Here is a 16,588-nt window from a genome sequence, read left to right as displayed (position 1 = left end):
GTTCTCTTCGCCGCTCCGTTAAACCGGGGCGGCCGGGTGGCCCTGCTCAGGGATCAAGCCGTTTCCGCAAACAGTTCGCGGCCAATCAGCATGCGGCGGATCTCGCTGGTGCCCGCGCCGATCTCATAGAGCTTCGCATCGCGCCACAGACGTCCCACCGGATACTCGTTGATGTAACCGTTACCGCCGAGAATCTGGATCGCTTCGCCGGCCATCCACGTGGCTTTTTCAGCGGTATAGAGAATCACGCCCGCGCAGTCCTTGCGCATCTGACGCACGTGCTCGGCGCCCATGGTGTCGAGCTGACGGCCCACCGCGTACAGATACGCGCGGCATGCCTGCAGCGTGGTGTACAGATCGGCCACCTTGCCTTGAATGAGCTGGAATTCGCCGATCGACTGACCGAACTGCTTGCGGTCGTGAATGTACGGGACCACCGCGTCCATCACCGCGACCATGATGCCGGTGGGGCCGCCCGCGAGCACCGCGCGCTCGTAATCGAGCCCGCTCATGAGTACCTTCACGCCGCCGTTCAACTGGCCGAGGATGTTTTCTTCCGGCACTTCGACGTTCTCGAACACCAGTTCGCCCGTATGCGAGCCGCGCATGCCGAGCTTGTCGAGTTTCTGCGCAACCGAAAAACCCTTCATGCCCTTTTCGACAATAAACGCCGTGATGCCGCGCGGGCCGGCTTCGAGATCCGTCTTTGCGTAGACCACCAGCGTGTCGCAATCGGGGCCGTTGGTGATCCACATCTTGGTGCCGTTCAGCACGTAGTGGCCGCCCTTCTTGTCCGCGCGCAGCTTCATGCTGACCACGTCCGAGCCGGCGTTCGGCTCGCTCATGGCGAGCGCGCCGACGTGTTCGCCCGACACCAGCTTCGGCAAGTACTTCTGCTTTTGCGCCTCGGTGCCGTTGCGGTGGATCTGGTTCACGCACAGGTTCGAATGCGCGCCATACGACAGGCCGACCGAAGCCGACGCCCGCGAGATCTCCTCCATGGCGATCATGTGCGCCGTGTAGCCCATGTTGGCGCCGCCATACTCCTCCGACACGGTCATGCCCAGCACGCCCAGATCGCCGAACTTCTTCCACAGGTCCATCGGGAACTGGTCGGTGCGATCGATCTCCGCGGCGCGCGGCGCGATTTCCTTCGCCGCAAAACCGGCGAGGCTGTCGCGCAGCATTTCGATCTCTTCACCAAGCGGGAATTGCAAACCGGGCAGGTTACTCATTGCAGTGTCTCCAGGAATTCATCGGCATTCGTGCGCGCTCAGCCGCGCTTGCGGACGCGGCGGCCACACGCGCTCGCCCAAGCCGAATTTCACGCTAGATTTACGTATACGTCAATAGGTATTTTTGAGTGATACTCAGATATGCCGGAAGCACGTTTTAGCCATGTTCCAGCGTGCTAAACTCGGCGGCACCGGGATTGTCCGGAATCGAAACTTGAACTGGACTCATATGATGGCCGCACCGAAGGCCGTAACCAGGGCCGAAGCGCCGGCATCGCGCCGCCAGCCGGCCGGCCGCAAATCGCAGCAGCGCGTGAAGGAAATTCTTCAGGCCGGGCGCGACGTGTTCTCCGAGAAGGGCTACGAGCGCGCCACCACGGCGGAGATCGCGCAGCGCCTGGGTATCTCCGAGGCAACGGTATTCAGCTACTTTCGCGGCAAGCGCGAGTTGTGCGCGCGGGTGATCGGCGACTGGTATGACGAAATCATCGAGGCAATCGAAACCGGCCTGCCGCGCGACGGCAGCGTGCGGCAACAATTCGCCTTCATTGTGCGGATGCATCTGCGATTGATGCTGGTGAACGGCACGGACCTGTGCGCGCTGGTGCTGTCGGAGGGGCGTGCGCGGCATCACGAACTCAGCGAAACGCTGACCGATATGCAGCGGCGCTATACGGCCCCGCTGATGCGCGTGCTGGCGCACGGCCAGGAAACCGGCCAGGTGCGCGCGGATGTGCCGTTGCGGCTCTTGCGTTCCATGGTGTTCGGGCCGATGGAGCACGTCTTGTGGGACGCGACGCTCGCCAACCGCCGCACGGATATCGAAGCCACCGCGGACAGTCTGATCGAAGTGTTATGGGCGGCCCTGCAGCCGCCCGATGCGGCGCTGGCCGCGTTGGTGCAATTCAGGCATGAGGTGGGCGAAGCAAGCCGGCGCCTGGAAGCGGCCGAGACGGTCGAAGCGGCGCAGCGGGCGGCAAGCGCAGCCGCGCCGGCTGGGCGGCGCGGCCGGAAGGTCGGTGGTGCGGATGGTGCGTAACGCGTCGCTTCGCGCATCCGATCTTCCGGCCAGCGCGTTGGCCTATACCGGCGCCACACCCACGTAGTTCTCCGCCATCGCGGTGGCCGCGGCACGCGAGGTCGTGACATGCTCCAGTTCCGCGACCTGAAGCTGCTGCTCGAACGGCGAAGCATCGTCGAGCCGGTGCATCATGCGCGTCATCCAGTACGAGAAATGCTCGGCACGCCAGATGCGTTTGAGCGCGGTAGCGCTGTAGCCATCGAGCAGATCCGTGCGGTTCTCTTCATAGAACGCCCGCAAGGCAGCGGTTAGCACGCGCACGTCCGCCACGGCAAGGTTCAGGCCTTTCGCCCCGGTAGGCGGCACGATATGCGCCGCATCGCCGGCCAGAAAGAGCCGGCCATGCTGCATGGTGGTCGAAACAAAACTGCGCATGCCGACAATATTCTTCTGGAATATCTTGCCGTCCACCACCTTCTGACCGTCCGCGGAATCGACCCGTGCATGCAGCTCAGCCCAGATGCGATCGTCGGACCAGTTGTTCACCGACTCCTTCGGGTCGCACTGGAAATACATCCGCTGCACGTTCGCCGAACGGGTGCTGACGAGTGCAAAACCGCGTTCATGGCGCGCATAGATCAGTTCGTCGGACGACGGCGGTCCTTCGCAGAGAATCCCGAACCAGCCGAACGGATAGACCCGTTCATAGTCCTTGCGCAACGCCGCGGGGATCGACGCACGCGACACCCCTTGCGAGCCGTCGCAGCCGATCACGAAGTCGCACTGGAGTTCGCACGGCTCGCCTTGATGTGTGAAGCGGATCGATGGGGCGGCGGTATCGATGCCGTGTATCGACGTCTCGGAGACGCCGAACAGCAAGGCGCCGCCCGCCTCCACGCGCGCGGCGACCAGGTCCTTGATAACCTCGTGCTGCGCATAGACGGTGATGGCATGGCCCGTCAGTCCGGTCAGATCGATACGCCGACGCTTGCCCTCGTAGGCCAGTTCGAAACCGTGATGCAGCGCACCCTCCGCCTTCATGCGCGCGCCGACGCCGGATTCGCTCAGCAAGTCCATCGTGCCCTGTTCGAGCACGCCTGCACGAATGGTGGATTCGATCTGCTCACGCGTACGCGATTCGAGCACGACCGACTCGATGCCACGCAGATGAAGCAAATGGGAAAGAAGCAGGCCTGCCGGCCCGGCGCCGATGATGCCGACTTGAGTGCGCATGATTGTCTCCTTGCTGCGGCGATTGATTTGTGGCCCCAGTGTGCCGACTACCCGGCATATCGCGCAACGCGATATAACAGATAACAACTATCCCGTTTTGAGATAGCCAATGAGGGCCTGCGGGCAGCAGGAGAAGGTGTTTGCGGCAGATCTGAGACAACGGCACGGCGGCTGCGTTAAGCTGGGCGCTCGCCGAAGGCAAACCGGAACAACGAGGAAAACTGCATATGGCAACGCGCACGAAACCGCACATTCGGGTCGGCATTGGAGGCTGGACCTATGCCCCATGGCGCGGCGTGTTTTATCCCGACGACCTCACGCAAAAGCGCGAGCTCGAGTACGCGAGCCGCCAGTTGACCACCATCGAAATCAACGGCACGTTCTACGGCTTGCAAAAGCCCGAGAGCTATATGAAGTGGCACGACGAAACGCCCGACGACTTCGCGTTCGCCTTAAAGGCGCCGCGCTACGCGACGAACCGGCGCGTGCTGGCCGAAGCCGGCGACAGTATCGAGCGCTTCTTCGGCAGCGGCCTCGAGCATCTGAAACAGAAACTCGGCCCGATCAACTGGCAGTTCGCCACCACCAAGCAATTCGATGCAGAGGATTTCGAAGCATTTCTGGCCTTGCTGCCGAAGAAACTGGACGGCCTTACGCTGAGGCATGCTGTCGAAGTGCGGCACGAGAGTTTCCGCACTGAAACCTTCGTCACGTTGGCGCGCAAATACGACGTGGCGATCGTACTCGCCGGCGACAGCGACTATCCGCAGATCGCCAACATCACCGCGCCGTTCGTGTATGCGCGCATCATGGGGACGTCCGACGCGCAGGCGCAAGGCTATTCGAAGAAGGCGCTCGACGCATGGGCCGAGCGGGCCCGTCAGTTGGCCGCCGGCACGGTCCCTGACGATCTGCAGCCGGTGGAGGCGAAGGCCGCCGCCAAGGGCGGGCGCGATGTTTATCTCTACGTGATCAGCGGTTTCAAGGAGCGCAATCCGGCCGCGGCGAAGGCGATCATTGAACGGCTTTGAAGGCTAACTACGTTCTGTCGCACATCGCCCTCGAAGCAGAACCACCGCATCAGGTCCTCAACTCGGCCAGAATCTGCTCAGCGAGAAAATCGCAGGGCGGTCGCGCAGACCGGGCACTGCGCGCAAGAATGACTTCGAGCTCGTCCAGGGGCGGCAAGCCTTCGTTCTGCGACAACTGAACCAGATGGTCCGGCACGCTGCATCTTGCGAGCGGCGCGACCGCGAGCCCGGCTTCGACCATGCTGATCAGGCCCAGCAAACTCGGGCTTTCGTAGGACATCCGATACTTGATATTTGCACGCTGAAGCGCGCTGACGGCATAAGCACGCGCAGTGCTGCCGTCGGCGAAAACGGCAAGCGGAAGCGGACGCTCTTTCCACACCTTTCTTGCGGACGACCCGGCCCACACCATCGGCTCGAAACGGATGAAATCGCCTGCGACGCCCTTTGTTTTCGTCATACACGCGAGATCTAGCGTGTTGTCTTTGAGCAAGGGCGCGAGCGCGCTGCTAGGCAGACCGATGACCCGAATCTCGACACGTGGATGAGCCATGGCAAACTTTCCCAGAACCTGGGGCAGCACCGAAGAAACGTAGTCGTCAGGCACGCCAATCGTGACGCGGCCCTTCATCTCCGGGCGAACGACCGACGCCCACGCTTCCTCGCGCATCGCCAGCATTCGCCGGCCATAGTCCAGCAGCGTCTTGCCCTCTGCGGTAATCGCCACGTTACGCGTGCTGCGCACGAAGAGCGGCTTTCCCAGCGCTTCTTCAAGCGCCTTGACCTGCATGCTCACCGCCGACGGCGAACGATGCACGGACTCCGCACCTCTAGCAAACGATCCCGTATCGGCAACCGCGACCAGCATTTCAAGCACGTCCAGATCGAGTTTTTTCATGTTCGTCAGAAAATCTGATCAATTCATTCAATTTAATTCGTTTTACCAGATTAAGCGTCAAACCGATACTACGACCCATGCGCACTTGGGGGAGCCCGCGAAATGCACGGTACAGGGTCGATTTACGGATTTCTGATGGTGGGTGGCATGCTGGCTGTGACGCCCGGCCCGAACATGGTCTACGTGATGTCGCGCTCCATTGCGCAAGGACGCACGGCCGGCTTGATATCGCTAGCGGGCGTCATGCTCGGATACCTCTTCTATATGTTCGCGGCAGCGTTCGGCATCACGGCGTTGTTCCTGAGCGTGCCTTATGCAGCCAGCGCGTTGGGTGCGGTGGGTGCCGCGTATCTGTTCTATCTGGCGTGGCAGGCGGTGAAGCCGGGTGGCCGCTCTCCCCTCGAAGTTCGCGAACTGCCTCGTGAGCAGCCCCGCCGGCTCCTCGCGATGGGCGCCACGACCAGTCTGCTGAATCCCAAGCTGGCGATGATCTTCCTGTCGCTCCTGCCGCAATTCATCGACTATCAGGACGGCAGCGTACTCAGGCAATCGCTCGTGCTTGGCTCGTCGTTGATTGTTGCGTTCGCTTCGGTCAATGGCTTCGTAGCCGTCTGCTCCGGCAGCATGGCGACGTTCCTCGCGAGACGGCCGGGACTTCTGCTGGCGCAACGCTGGGCGATGGGAGCCGTTCTGGTCACGCTCGGCGCACACATGACGCTCGATGCCTTGAAGCTGGGCGGCATCGCCTGATGGTTGAGCACCCTCCAACATCCCGGCTGTGTCATGGCGGGTCGTTGAGGGCGAACTCAGGTCAGATACTCGTCGTCGAATACAGTCCGCCCATCAACTCGTCCGCTCTGGAAAGAAACAGCTTCAACACGGCAGACGTATTCGACTTGCTATAACCGATCACCAGATCGATGGTCGGAGCCTCGCCTTCGAGCGGACGGCTTACCACCGACCACGGGAGCAGATTGTTGGCGTACTCCGGCAATAGCGCGAGCCCACGCGTCGACGCCACCAGCGACATAGCCATCGCGAGATTGTCGACCCCGTGTTCGGGCGCGACATCGATCGCGTTCTCGCGCAGATACCCCAGGATCACCTGATTCAGCACCGTCGCCTTGTTCGTCGCCATGATGAAGGGCTCGCCCCTGAAATCCTCGGGGCGGATGCTGGTGCGCTCGGTCAGCGGATGGTCACTCGGCATCAGCACAATGAGTTTCTCGCGGCTCACCACGCGATAGTCGAGATCGAAACCCGGTTCGGCGCGTAGAAACGCGAGATCGAGCTTGCCGCGCGCCAGCCCGTCGGCCAGATCCGGTGAATAGTGACTCGACACGGTAACGTCGATCTTCGGCAATTCGTCGCGCAGCACCTGCATCGCGCGCGGCAGCCACGTCATCTCCTCGCCCGTCAGAAAGCCCAGCGCGAAGACCTGCCTGGTGGGCTGCGAGGCGCGCCGCGCGGCTTCGGTGGCGGCATCGACTTGCGACAGCGCGAGCCGCGCATGATCGAGAAACGCCTTGCCCGACGCGGTCAGCTCGACGCCACGCGCGCTGCGATTGAACAGTTCGGCACCGACCTCCTCTTCCAGATCGCGAATCTGGCGGCTCAGCGACGGCTGCGAGGTGAACAGCCGGCGTTCGGCTGCAACCGTCAAGCTGCCGGTCTCGGCGACGGCGATGAAATACCGCAAATGGCGAAGCTCCATAGGCCCTCGGTGGCGGTCCATGCCTGACAGGCATGCCGGCCAGCCTACAAAGTCTTTTCACTTTGCGCAAGCCCCGGCTAGATTGAGCAGCAGAGGCGGAAGCGACGGCAACACGATCAGCACGATCGGGTTCGGTAGCGGCTGCGCCTCATGCCTTCCATCTATGCCGTTGAAGAACCGACATGAGCACACCGGTTGTGGTGATCAGCGGTGAGCATTGAAACGCGACAAGTCCGACTATGAGCCCTCTCAGCGGCAAGACCGCGCTCGTCACGGGCGCCTCGCGCGGCATTGGCCGCGCCAGCGCGCTGGCCCTTGCACACGCAGGCGCCCAGGTGCTCGTGCATTATTGTCACGAAGACCAGGCGGCGAACGAAGTGGTCGCGCAGATCCGCTCAGCCGGTGGCATGCCGGTGCTCGCGGCAACCGGGGGTGGTCGCGAGGCCGAGCTCGCGATGCAGACGTTCAAGCGGACCGCGCGGCCCGAGGACATCGGCGGCATCGTGACTTTTCTGGCCTCGGATGACGCGCGCTGGATCACCGGCGAGACGTTATGCGTCGACGGTAGATCGAAGTTTTAGTCAATCAATTTAATTAGCAATCTTAATTAGCAACCCTACCGCACTACTCGACCTACGGCGAAGTCATCACCGCGCCTGACTACGCGGTCGTGAAGCATCCGAGCGGCGATCAGATCCGCCGCGAAGCGGCAATGGAATTTGTCCTCAAAGGCCTGGAGAGCGGCGCACTCGAACCGGTGATCGATCGTACCTTCAAGTTCGACGATATCCTGGACGTCCACTGCCATCTGGAGGAAAACGGCCAGTTCGGCAAGATCGTCGTGACCGTGTGACCGCCATAGGGCGCCCGCGCGACCCATGGCCGATTGTTAGCCGAACGCAAACGGAGTTTTCAGGGAACGCGTATTTATCCGCTGCAACGCAGCCGATATGATGCGTCGAGGGTGTCGTAAAGGGCATCCACACTTCATATCCCGTTGTGCCGCACGCCGCCACGACGGGCATTGGCGTCTTCTCGCCGCGCTGCGGCAGGGGTGCCGAAGTGCATCGAGGCAGCACATCGTTACAGTCCGTTCTGTCCGCGAGGATAGAGCCAAACAAAGGATTCGACGTGAACGGAACAGGAACCGGGTCAGACTTCGCGGCCACGCATCAACGGACCGCGCCGCGCAATCGACGCCTGAAGGCCGACTCTGCCGACCATCACGACGCCACCGAACGTGCCTTCCCGTCAGGCGGCGAGGCCTTGGCGCCGCCCGCCGGACCGGCGATGGTGTCCACCTTGACGCCTGCCCGCCTTGCGGACCCATGGGCTTTCGTCATTGCCGGACTGAAGGACGCCAAGCACGTGGGGGACGACGCCGAGCCGGTGTCGAACGAAGCGAGCGAAAGCGAATCGAAAGTCAATGCAACCGCGCGGAAAGCCACCGAAGACCTTCGCCAGTCCGCGCAACGCGCCGGGCGCGAATGCACCGGGCGCGTGCGCCGCGGCGCCGCGGCCGATCGTGCACGCGCGCCATCGGCGCTTGCGAAGAGCGCTGTCGTGACTTTTGTCGAGCGTTTCACCGCGAAGTCCGTATCGATTACCTGGCGCGACTCCACTGCGGCCAACTATTGCGAGCAGTTGTGGATTCGCCGCATCGCGCGTTCGCAAGGCGTCTGCGCGCTCACGGGCAACAGCATCGTGCGCGGCGACGCCGTGTATGGACCGGCCGGCCGCACGGCGGCACGTCCGGCCAATGCCGCGCAAATGGTGCTGGCCGAAGCGATCGAGTATCTGGAAGGGGCGGCCTGAAAGAGCGTATAGCTGCGATTCGGTGCGAGCGGTGGACGGTGGGCGGTGGCCCGCTAGCCGCCGCGCGCCGGCCCTCCGTGGCGCTTATCCCGACCCGCCGCCGCACTTTAACGGACACCTCCGCCGCCTCCTTGTAGATGGTCCATTAGTCTCCTCCGCTGCCGTCGCGCGGCACCACACCCCCAGCCATGCATGCGCCCGCATGCTTTCATTCTTCCGACATCCCGCCGTATCACGCCCTATTGGGCTGCACAGCGCGAACAATTGCGCGCGACACCACTGAGGCATGCTCCCGAAGCATGGCCACCAGCCCACAAAGTCTTTTTCCTTTGCCGCGCGCGCCACTAAATTAGCTTCCAAGACAGCGACGCAAACGGATATGACGCCACGCACCGCTGCTCCGATTCGCAGGTCACGCGGCGTGCATCCCCACTCCGCAGGCACACCAGCTTTCAACCTCACAGGAGCTTGATCATGACTAATCTGAACGGCAAGACCGCCCTCGTCACCGGCGCTTCCCGCGGCATTGGCCGCGCCAGCGCCCTAGCCCTCGCCAAACAGGGCGCCGAAGTACTGGTGCACTACAGCAGTGGAGAAAAGGAAGCGGATGCGGTGGTCGCCGAAATCCGCGCGGCAGGCGGCAAGGCCCAGAAAGTCGGCGCCGATCTGCGCGCGGCTGACGGTCCGCAGACGCTTGCCAGGCAAGTGCGCGAGATCGTCGGCGCGCGTCTGGATGTGCTTGTCGCCAACGCCGGCATCGCGAAGGCCGCGAGCATCGAAGACACCACCGTCGAAGACTTCGACAACCTGTTCGCCGTGAATGTGCGGGCTCCCTATTTCCTCGTACAGCAGTTGCTGCCGGTGCTGGGCGAAGGCAGCAGCGTTGTGCTGCTGTCCTCGCTGGCGGCGCATGCCGCAGTCGGCGCGCTGTCGGCTTACGCAGCGACGAAAGGCGCCGTCGATACGCTGGTCAAGCACTTTGCCGCTGCACTCGGCGAACGCGGCATTCGCGTCAACGCCGTCGCACCCGGCGTAGTCGCCACCGACATGTCGAGCTTCACCAAGACCGATGCTGGCCGCGATATGACGTTGGGCATGCAGGCGCTCAAGCGCATCGCACAACCCGACGACATCGCCGGCGCCGTCGCTTTCCTCGCCTCCGACGACGCACGCTGGGTGACGGGCGACACGCTGCACGTCGACGGCGGTTCGAAGCTTTGATTGCCGCGGTGAAGAGCTGACAGAGGCTGGCTTTTAGAACTGAGACAGCTTCCATCAATCAGGATGTCGAAATGAACCTGAACGGCCTGGGCCGGGGTCAGTCGCCGGTCGCATCATCGTTTCTGCGCAAATTCTTCAAAGGGCCCATCATGGCAGCAGGTGGATTCGACCGCGAAGGCGCCGAGGACATCCTGCAACGCGGCGACGAACGTTCATATTTCGACTTCCTGCCGTCTGCCGCCTGAACGGCAGCGGCCCGCAGCACCGGTCTCGCCTGGCTCTTGCGCACGGCGATCAACTCAAGGAGTGTTTCCATGTCAAGCAACCTCAACCCGTCAGGCAAGACCGTCAAGGTACCGGGCCCCGATCATCCGATCACCATCGAGCCGAACCCGGCGCGCGTCGTGGTCACGCTTGCCGGCAAGGTGATCGCCGATACGCGCGAGGCGCTGACGCTGCGCGAGGCCGCCTACCCCGCTGTGCTGTACATCCCGCGAAAGGACGTGGACATGACCCTGCTGGAACGCACCGAGCATGCCACGTATTGCCCCTACAAGGGCGACTGCTCGTACTACTCGATTCCAGCGGGCGGCGCGCGCTCGGTGAATGCGGTTTGGACGTATGAGAATCCGTATGCGGCGGTCGAAGAGATCAAGGCTCACGTCGCTTTCTACCCCGACCGCGTCGACGCCATCGACGTGCAGGACTGAGCTCGGCAGCGAGCCGCCGCAAGGACGGCTCGCGCCACCCGATCAAGGACTATCCATGACCACCCAACCCGTTGTACTCATCACCGGCGCGCTCACAGGCATCGGTCGCGCCACCGCTTTTGCTTTTGCGCGTGACAAGGCCCGTGTCGTCGTCTCAGGCCGGCGCGTGGAAGAAGGCCGGCAACTCGCCGAGGAACTGCGTTCCACCGGCTCACAAGCCGAGTTCGTGCAATCGGACGTGCGCTTCGAAGACGACGTGAGCAAGCTGGTGGACGCCGTCGTCGCACGCTTCGGCCGGTTGGACATCGCCGTGAACGCGGCAGGTACCGAGGGCGAAACCATCCCGGTGCTGGATCAGACACCCGAGCGCTACACGGCTGTGTTCGACACCAACGTGCTCGGCACGCTGCTCGCGATGAAACACGAACTGCGCGTCATGTCGGCGCAAGGCAGCGGCAGCATCGTCAATATCTCGTCGACCATGGGCCTGCGAGGCGCGGCCGGCCTCTCGCTGTATGTCGCCAGCAAGCATGCCGTAGAGGGACTCACCAAATCGGCGGCGCTCGAAGCCGCGGCATTCGGCGTGCGGGTCAACGCCGTCGCGCCCGGTCCTGTTGAAACCGCGATGCTGAACCGGCTCACCGCCGGCGCGGAACGTAAGGCCGGCATGCTCGCGACGGTCCCGCTCAAGCGTGCGGGAACGCCGGAGGAAATCGCTGAGGCGATCGTGTTCGTGGCGTCGGAAAAGGCCAGCTTCATGACCGGCGAAATTCTCAGGGTCAATGGCGGAAGAACCGCTGCGTAACGATCGGCAGTGTCTGTCATGCAGGTTTCGTTCGGCCTGGATAAATCGGTATTTGTTTAGTTATCCGGTTTATTTTTATTGAGCCTTCTGTGTCATTGCTGATGCGTTCTACGGCAGCGATCACCGGCAGCACCGACTCAAGGCGTGCCGTGGCTTCAGGAGAGAATAATGCGTCCCACGGAGTTCTCGCCGCTGAAGTAGCGGCCCCGACGATCGATCAAAACCGGTAAACTCAACCACATGACACGCAACGTCATGCGCTCAACGCTCAAGGTGATTACGATGTCCACGCCCGCTTTCCACGAGCTCCCCGCACCGCTCCAGAGTGTGCAAACACGACCGCTGTTCGTGATGCGCCTCGACGTCAAACCGATCGTGATGGTCGGCGCGACGCCGGGACAGTTTCGACGCATCGGTATCGTGCCGTCCGGCACCTTCGCCGGCGAGCGTCTATCCGGCAAGGTGCTGGACGGCGGCAGCGACTGGCAGACCGTGCGCAGCGACGGCAGCACCACGCTCGACGTGCGCCTGATCCTTGAAACCGACGACGGTGCTCACATCACGATGGCCTATCGCGGCATCCGCCACGGCGCGGCCGACGTGATCCAGCGGCTGGAAAAAGGCGAGGAAGTCGATCCGGCCAGCTACTACTTCCGCATCAATCCGCTCTTTGAAGCACCTGCCGGCAAGTATGAATGGCTGAACCGGGTGGTTGCGATCGGAACGGGCCACCGGTTTGCGGATGGCCCGGTCTATAGCGTGTTTGAGGTTAAGTAGCCCGAGCACGCATGGCGCTTCATAAAGACCCCGCCTCACCCCGAGAACACTTCAACCATCTGCGCGTTAAAGCCGTTCACAAGATCATGCTCGCCCGGCCCGGGGTTACCGCGGAACAACCTGGCGTTCTCGACCAGCACCTCATTGGCGTCGGTGCCGAGAGCGGCAATCGTTTCGTCGATAAACGCATCCAGCGGCATGGCCTGTTCGGCCTCGCGGCTGTTCATCAGATCGGTGCGCACCCACGGCGGCGCGATTTCGAGCACACGTACCGTGGTATCGCGCAGCATGAAGCGTTGCGACATGACATACGAATGCAGTGCCGCCTTGGTCGACGAATACACCGCCGTCACCGCTAGCGGCACGAACGCCAGCACCGAACTGGTATAGGCGACCACGGCATCGTTCTTCGTCTTGAGATGGTCGATCAGCGCGGAGGTCATGCGGATCGGCCCCATCAGGTTGGTCGTGATGGTGGAGACCATCAGCGCATCGTCGATGCGGCCGGCCGCCGCATCCGTTTGCATCACACCCGCGTTGTTGATCAGCACGTTGAGGGCGGGATACGCCTTGATCAGTTGCGCCGCCACCCGCTCGATGTCCGCCGCATCGGTGATGTCCAGCTCGACTGCCGCCATGCCGGGGTTCGCGGCCACCACCTCGTCGAGATGGCTGCGCCGCCGTCCGCCGATAATCACCTTGTTGCCGCGCCGATGCAGCGCCTCGGCCAGCCCACGGCCAATGCCTGAACCGCCGCCCGTAATGAAGATCGTGTTGCCGCTGAGTTTCATGATGGACTCCTTAAGGATATCGCAGATAAGTTGAGACTGCCGCAATAGTGACTTCAGCGCTCAACCGGGGAATCGGTCGCCGAACATCGGCAGGCCGCTGACCGATTGCGCCGCAGTGACTTCGTCTTGCAGCACGTCCCAGTGTTCGGCGAGCTTGCCGTCCTCAAAGCGGACGACGTCCGCAGCAATCCACGCGGCCGGTCTGCCGCTGCCGGAGAAACGGCCGTGCGCGATCACGTAGTCGCCTTCGGCCACGATCAACTGATTCTCGTAGCGCAGCGTGTCGGGCAGCGTGCGGATCAGCGCAAACAGACCCTCGCGTCCCGGCGCGATATGCGCACTGTGCTGAATGTAGCGGTCCGACCAGAAGCGTTCAGCCGCCTCATAGTCGCGCTGGTTGAACAGCGTATCGAATGCCTCCAGGACGAGGGCCTTGTTTTGCTCCGGTGTCGTTTTGCTCATGTCAGTCTCGATGAACGTGAATGAATCGAATCGCCGCCGCCCCATGTGAGTCAGGTATTGGCTAAGCGGATGATGGAGAAGATAAGCGCGCGCCGCCGCCGGCGGTAGCCATCGGTTTCTGCTATGTCTTATGTATGGGATGCATAGATGGCGACGCGGCGGGTGGCCCATACGTCATACGCCAGGCGACCGGAGGCCGCCGCGACAAGCCGGCACTAAGGCGCAGGAATCGTGAGGTTCACAAAACAGCGGCGTGCTGTTCGCGCCTGAAATCGGCCATGAGATGTTCGACGACCGCGCGCCCGGCGGCGCGGGTTGCGCGGCCCATCGGAAAGTACGCATGCACCGGGATGTCGGCCGTCTTCCAGTCGACCAGCAGCCGGACCAGCGAGCCATCGGCCAGTTCGCGGCGGCAAGCCCATTCGCTGGTCGAAGCAATGCCGATGCCGGCAGCCGCGGCAGCGACGGCGCCCTCGTTCTCGTTGGTCGAGAAATGCGCGTCGAGGTCGAGCGCCACCTCCTCGCCTGCGCGTGCGAACTTCCAGCCCGTCGGGACCACGGACGCAGGTCCACCCACGATGCGGTGCTGCGTCAGTTGATCGGGCGTCACCGGCACACCATGGCGCTCGAGGTAATCGGGCGAGGCGACGATCACCCGCGCAATCTGCGTGATCAGCGTGGCCGTCGCGCTCGAATCCACCAGACGCCCGAGCCGGATGGCGACATCCACCGCGTCCTTGACGAGATCCTGCGGGCGGTCGCCGAGCAACATCTGCAGACGCAGCTCCGGATGACGTTGGAGAAACGGCGCGAGCCGTGGAATGACTTCGCGGATTGCGACACTGCTGGGCATGCTCATGCGCAACATGCCGCGCAACTCGCTGCCTTCGCGCACGCTCTGCTCGGCGTCCTCGAGCGCCATGAGGATCGGGTCCAGACGCGACAGGAACTCGGCGCCCGCGTCGGTCAGCACGACCGCCCGCGTGGTACGCGTGAGCAGACGCGCGCCCAGGTCGCCTTCCAGCTCGGCGACGATGCGCGACACCTGCGATTGCGACAGCCCGAACTCACGCGCCGCAGCCGAGAAACTGCCGAGACGCGCAACGCGGGTGTAGAGCTTGAGGGCGAGGATGTCCTTCACGGTGCAGGATAGTTGGGTTGGATCAAGGCTGGCGAACCTGACCAAGGCTATACGATTGATGCACCCGGCGCAAATATACGAACCACCCGCCCCGCTCGGACAGAAAACCGCAACCGCAAAAAAACGCTTGCCGGATTATTTGCGAACGGCTACCGTTACGCCGTTCTACACGCTGTCGCGGGAGAGACTGTCACGCAGAAATGCGGTGACGGCGCCGACGGAGCAACCGCCCCGGAAACTCTCAGGCACAAGGACCGCCCAGCGGGAACATCTGGAGAGCGGCGCTTAACGCGCCCACCGAAGGGGATTTCCGCCCGCCCGGCAACGGGATGCGCGCGGAAAGAAACTCTCAGGTACATGGACAGATGGGGCATGGAAGCCGGCAACGGCCCTGCTCACTCACTCTGGACCATGACATGTCACGCATCGCCATCATTGGCGCCGGCATTACCGGCGTCACGACCGCTTACGCCCTCGCGCAACGCGGCTTCAACGTAACCGTGTTCGAACGCCACCGCTACGCCGCGATGGAAACCTCATTCGCCAACGGCGGCCAGCTATCGGTCAGCAACGCCGAGGTGTGGAACAGCACCGCCACGGTCGTCAAAGGCCTGCGCTGGATGCTGACGCGCGACGCCCCGCTGTTGCTCAATCCGCTGCCGAGCTGGCACAAGTACTCGTGGATGGGCGAATTCCTGCGGCAGATTCCGCATTACCGTGCCAACACCATCGAAACCGTGCGGCTGGCGATCGCCGCGCGTGAGCATCTGTTTTCGATTGCGGCGCGCGAGCAGATCGATTTCGACCTCGAAAAGCGCGGCATTCTGCACGTCTACAAGACCCGCAAGGAGTTCGATGCAGCAGCGAAGGTGAATGCGCTGCTCAACGAAGGCGGCCTCGAGCGCAACGCGGTGAACGTGGCCGACATTCGCCGCATTGAACCGACGCTCGACGGCGCCTTCCACGGCGGCTTCTTCACGCCCTCAGATTCGACCGGCGACATCCACAAGTTCACCCGCGGCCTCGCGCAAGCGTGCGAGCGTCATGGCGTCGAATTCCGCTACGACACGGAGATTGCGTCGATCACGCGCGATTCCGCCGGCGCCTTCAGCGTCGCCGCGAAGCAGGCGGGCGAGCCGTTTCAGCAGACGTTTGCGCAGATCGTCGTGTGTGCCGGCGTGAAGAGCCGCGCATTCGCGTCGATGCTCGGCGACCGGGTCAACATCTACCCGGTCAAAGGCTATTCGATCACCGTGTGCCTCGACGACGCCGCGAGCCAGCAAGGCGCGCCCTGGGTCAGCCTGCTCGACGACAGCGCGAAGATCGTCACGAGCCGTCTCGGCGCCGACCGCTTCCGCGTGGCCGGCACAGCCGAAATCAACGGCTTCAATCGCGATATCCGCGCCGAACGCATTGCTCCGCTCACCGAATGGACCCGTCGCTACTTCCCGCAGGTGAATACGTCGCGCGTCATTCCATGGGCCGGTTTGCGTCCGATGCTGCCCAGCATGTTGCCAAAGGTCGGCAAAGGCCGCCTGCCCGGCGTGTTCTATAACACCGGACACGGGCATCTTGGCTGGACGCTGTCCGCTGCGACCGCTACGGGCGTGGCCGATGTGATCGCATCAACGAGGACGCAGCAGGCCTAAGCGGCGATTTCAGGCTGACTCGCCACCGCAAAAGTAAACTTGCGCTCCCTCCTCAATGTGTGCATCATGCATATATGCAGACCGC

General features: G+C 62.9%; 19 protein-coding genes, 1 pseudogene and 1 riboswitch. Of the genes and pseudogenes, 13 read left to right on the top strand and 7 right to left on the bottom strand.

Annotation, left to right across the window (positions count from 1 at the left end; translation table 11 throughout):
• Window positions 1-53 precede the first annotated feature (53 nt).
• Window positions 54-1,235, bottom strand: coding sequence for an isovaleryl-CoA dehydrogenase (locus BUS12_RS06980; RefSeq protein ID WP_074294967.1), 1,182 nt, complete (start codon window positions 1,233-1,235; stop codon window positions 54-56).
• 232 nt (window positions 1,236-1,467) lie between these two features.
• Between BUS12_RS06980 and BUS12_RS06975 the strand changes: the two genes are divergently transcribed.
• On the top strand, window positions 1,468-2,274 hold the full coding sequence (locus BUS12_RS06975; RefSeq protein ID WP_074297201.1) for a TetR/AcrR family transcriptional regulator: 807 nt from the start codon (window positions 1,468-1,470) through the stop codon (window positions 2,272-2,274).
• A 42-nt stretch (window positions 2,275-2,316) separates the two neighbouring features.
• Here BUS12_RS06975 and BUS12_RS06970 read toward each other — a convergent pair whose 3' ends face one another.
• Entirely contained in the window at window positions 2,317-3,489 is a 1,173-nt protein-coding gene (locus BUS12_RS06970) for a 4-hydroxybenzoate 3-monooxygenase (RefSeq protein WP_074294966.1), read from the bottom strand.
• Window positions 3,490-3,716: 227 nt separating this feature from the next.
• Here BUS12_RS06970 and BUS12_RS06965 point away from each other — a divergent pair, with 227 nt between their 5' ends.
• The gene (locus BUS12_RS06965; protein WP_074294964.1) at window positions 3,717-4,520 is read left to right on the top strand and encodes a DUF72 domain-containing protein; all 804 of its coding nucleotides are present in this window, start codon (window positions 3,717-3,719) and stop codon (window positions 4,518-4,520) included.
• 49 nt (window positions 4,521-4,569) lie between these two features.
• Here the strand turns inward: BUS12_RS06965 and BUS12_RS06960 are convergent, their stop codons facing one another.
• Window positions 4,570-5,418, bottom strand: a complete 849-nt coding sequence (locus BUS12_RS06960; RefSeq protein ID WP_074294962.1) for a LysR family transcriptional regulator — start codon at window positions 5,416-5,418, stop codon at window positions 4,570-4,572.
• Between the two features lie 102 nt (window positions 5,419-5,520).
• On the opposite strand from BUS12_RS06960, the gene BUS12_RS06955 reads away from it, so the two are divergent.
• Window positions 5,521-6,168, top strand: a complete 648-nt coding sequence (locus BUS12_RS06955) for a LysE family translocator (RefSeq protein ID WP_074294960.1) — start codon at window positions 5,521-5,523, stop codon at window positions 6,166-6,168.
• Window positions 6,169-6,229: 61 nt separating this feature from the next.
• Here BUS12_RS06955 and BUS12_RS06950 read toward each other — a convergent pair whose 3' ends face one another.
• Window positions 6,230-7,132: a LysR family transcriptional regulator gene (locus tag BUS12_RS06950; protein ID WP_074294958.1), complete on the bottom strand. Its 903-nt coding sequence runs from the start codon at window positions 7,130-7,132 to the stop codon at window positions 6,230-6,232.
• A 239-nt stretch (window positions 7,133-7,371) separates the two neighbouring features.
• Between BUS12_RS06950 and BUS12_RS39895 the strand changes: the two are divergent.
• The 9 genes and pseudogenes from BUS12_RS39895 to BUS12_RS06915 all read left to right on the top strand — a co-directional run.
• Window positions 7,372-7,551: pseudogene (locus BUS12_RS39895) on the top strand (SDR family NAD(P)-dependent oxidoreductase); the annotation flags it as partial.
• On the top strand, window positions 7,540-7,713 hold the full coding sequence (locus tag BUS12_RS39890) for an SDR family oxidoreductase (RefSeq protein ID WP_437123868.1): 174 nt from the start codon (window positions 7,540-7,542) through the stop codon (window positions 7,711-7,713). The pseudogene BUS12_RS39895 and the gene BUS12_RS39890, both read left to right, overlap by 12 nt.
• An 89-nt stretch (window positions 7,714-7,802) precedes the next feature.
• Window positions 7,803-7,985 carry a zinc-binding dehydrogenase gene (locus BUS12_RS06940; RefSeq protein WP_437123858.1) on the top strand — a complete coding sequence of 61 codons (183 nt, stop codon included), beginning with the start codon at window positions 7,803-7,805 and terminating at the stop codon, window positions 7,983-7,985.
• Window positions 7,986-8,263: 278 nt separating this feature from the next.
• Window positions 8,264-8,947 carry a DUF3331 domain-containing protein gene (locus BUS12_RS06935; protein WP_074294954.1) on the top strand — a complete coding sequence of 228 codons (684 nt, stop codon included), beginning with the start codon at window positions 8,264-8,266 and terminating at the stop codon, window positions 8,945-8,947.
• Window positions 8,948-9,421: 474 nt separating this feature from the next.
• The gene (locus tag BUS12_RS06930; protein ID WP_074294952.1) at window positions 9,422-10,168 is read left to right on the top strand and encodes an SDR family NAD(P)-dependent oxidoreductase; all 747 of its coding nucleotides are present in this window, start codon (window positions 9,422-9,424) and stop codon (window positions 10,166-10,168) included.
• Between the two features lie 71 nt (window positions 10,169-10,239).
• Window positions 10,240-10,413: a hypothetical protein gene (locus tag BUS12_RS38730; protein WP_171991559.1), complete on the top strand. Its 174-nt coding sequence runs from the start codon at window positions 10,240-10,242 to the stop codon at window positions 10,411-10,413.
• Window positions 10,414-10,482: 69 nt separating this feature from the next.
• Window positions 10,483-10,878 (top strand): DUF427 domain-containing protein, encoded by a 396-nt coding sequence (locus BUS12_RS06925; RefSeq protein ID WP_074294950.1) that lies wholly within the window; start codon window positions 10,483-10,485, stop codon window positions 10,876-10,878.
• A 55-nt stretch (window positions 10,879-10,933) separates the two neighbouring features.
• Window positions 10,934-11,683, top strand: a complete 750-nt coding sequence (locus BUS12_RS06920) for an SDR family NAD(P)-dependent oxidoreductase (protein ID WP_074294948.1) — start codon at window positions 10,934-10,936, stop codon at window positions 11,681-11,683.
• Window positions 11,684-11,965: 282 nt separating this feature from the next.
• Window positions 11,966-12,460, top strand: a complete 495-nt coding sequence (locus BUS12_RS06915) for a DUF3237 domain-containing protein (RefSeq protein WP_074297199.1) — start codon at window positions 11,966-11,968, stop codon at window positions 12,458-12,460.
• 35 nt (window positions 12,461-12,495) lie between these two features.
• Here the strand turns inward: BUS12_RS06915 and BUS12_RS06910 are convergent, their stop codons facing one another.
• From BUS12_RS06910 to BUS12_RS06900, 3 genes are all read right to left on the bottom strand, one after another.
• A complete protein-coding gene (locus BUS12_RS06910) occupies window positions 12,496-13,251 on the bottom strand; it encodes an SDR family oxidoreductase (RefSeq protein ID WP_074294946.1) in 756 nt (251 codons plus the stop codon).
• Between the two features lie 60 nt (window positions 13,252-13,311).
• Window positions 13,312-13,713, bottom strand: coding sequence for a nuclear transport factor 2 family protein (locus tag BUS12_RS06905; RefSeq protein ID WP_074294944.1), 402 nt, complete (start codon window positions 13,711-13,713; stop codon window positions 13,312-13,314).
• A 238-nt stretch (window positions 13,714-13,951) separates the two neighbouring features.
• The gene (locus tag BUS12_RS06900) at window positions 13,952-14,854 is read right to left on the bottom strand and encodes a LysR family transcriptional regulator (RefSeq protein WP_074294942.1); all 903 of its coding nucleotides are present in this window, start codon (window positions 14,852-14,854) and stop codon (window positions 13,952-13,954) included.
• 261 nt (window positions 14,855-15,115) lie between these two features.
• A riboswitch (glycine riboswitch) is annotated at window positions 15,116-15,229 on the top strand.
• A 41-nt stretch (window positions 15,230-15,270) separates the two neighbouring features.
• Here BUS12_RS06900 and BUS12_RS06895 point away from each other — a divergent pair.
• Window positions 15,271-16,503 carry a D-amino acid dehydrogenase gene (locus BUS12_RS06895; RefSeq protein ID WP_074294940.1) on the top strand — a complete coding sequence of 411 codons (1,233 nt, stop codon included), beginning with the start codon at window positions 15,271-15,273 and terminating at the stop codon, window positions 16,501-16,503.
• The last annotated feature ends 85 nt before the right edge of the window (window positions 16,504-16,588 follow it).

Source organism: Paraburkholderia phenazinium (assembly GCF_900142845.1).
GTDB lineage: Bacteria > Pseudomonadota > Gammaproteobacteria > Burkholderiales > Burkholderiaceae > Paraburkholderia > Paraburkholderia phenazinium_A.
Note: the sequence above shows the minus strand (reverse complement) of the source record. Positions and strands in the feature narration are given on the sequence as shown.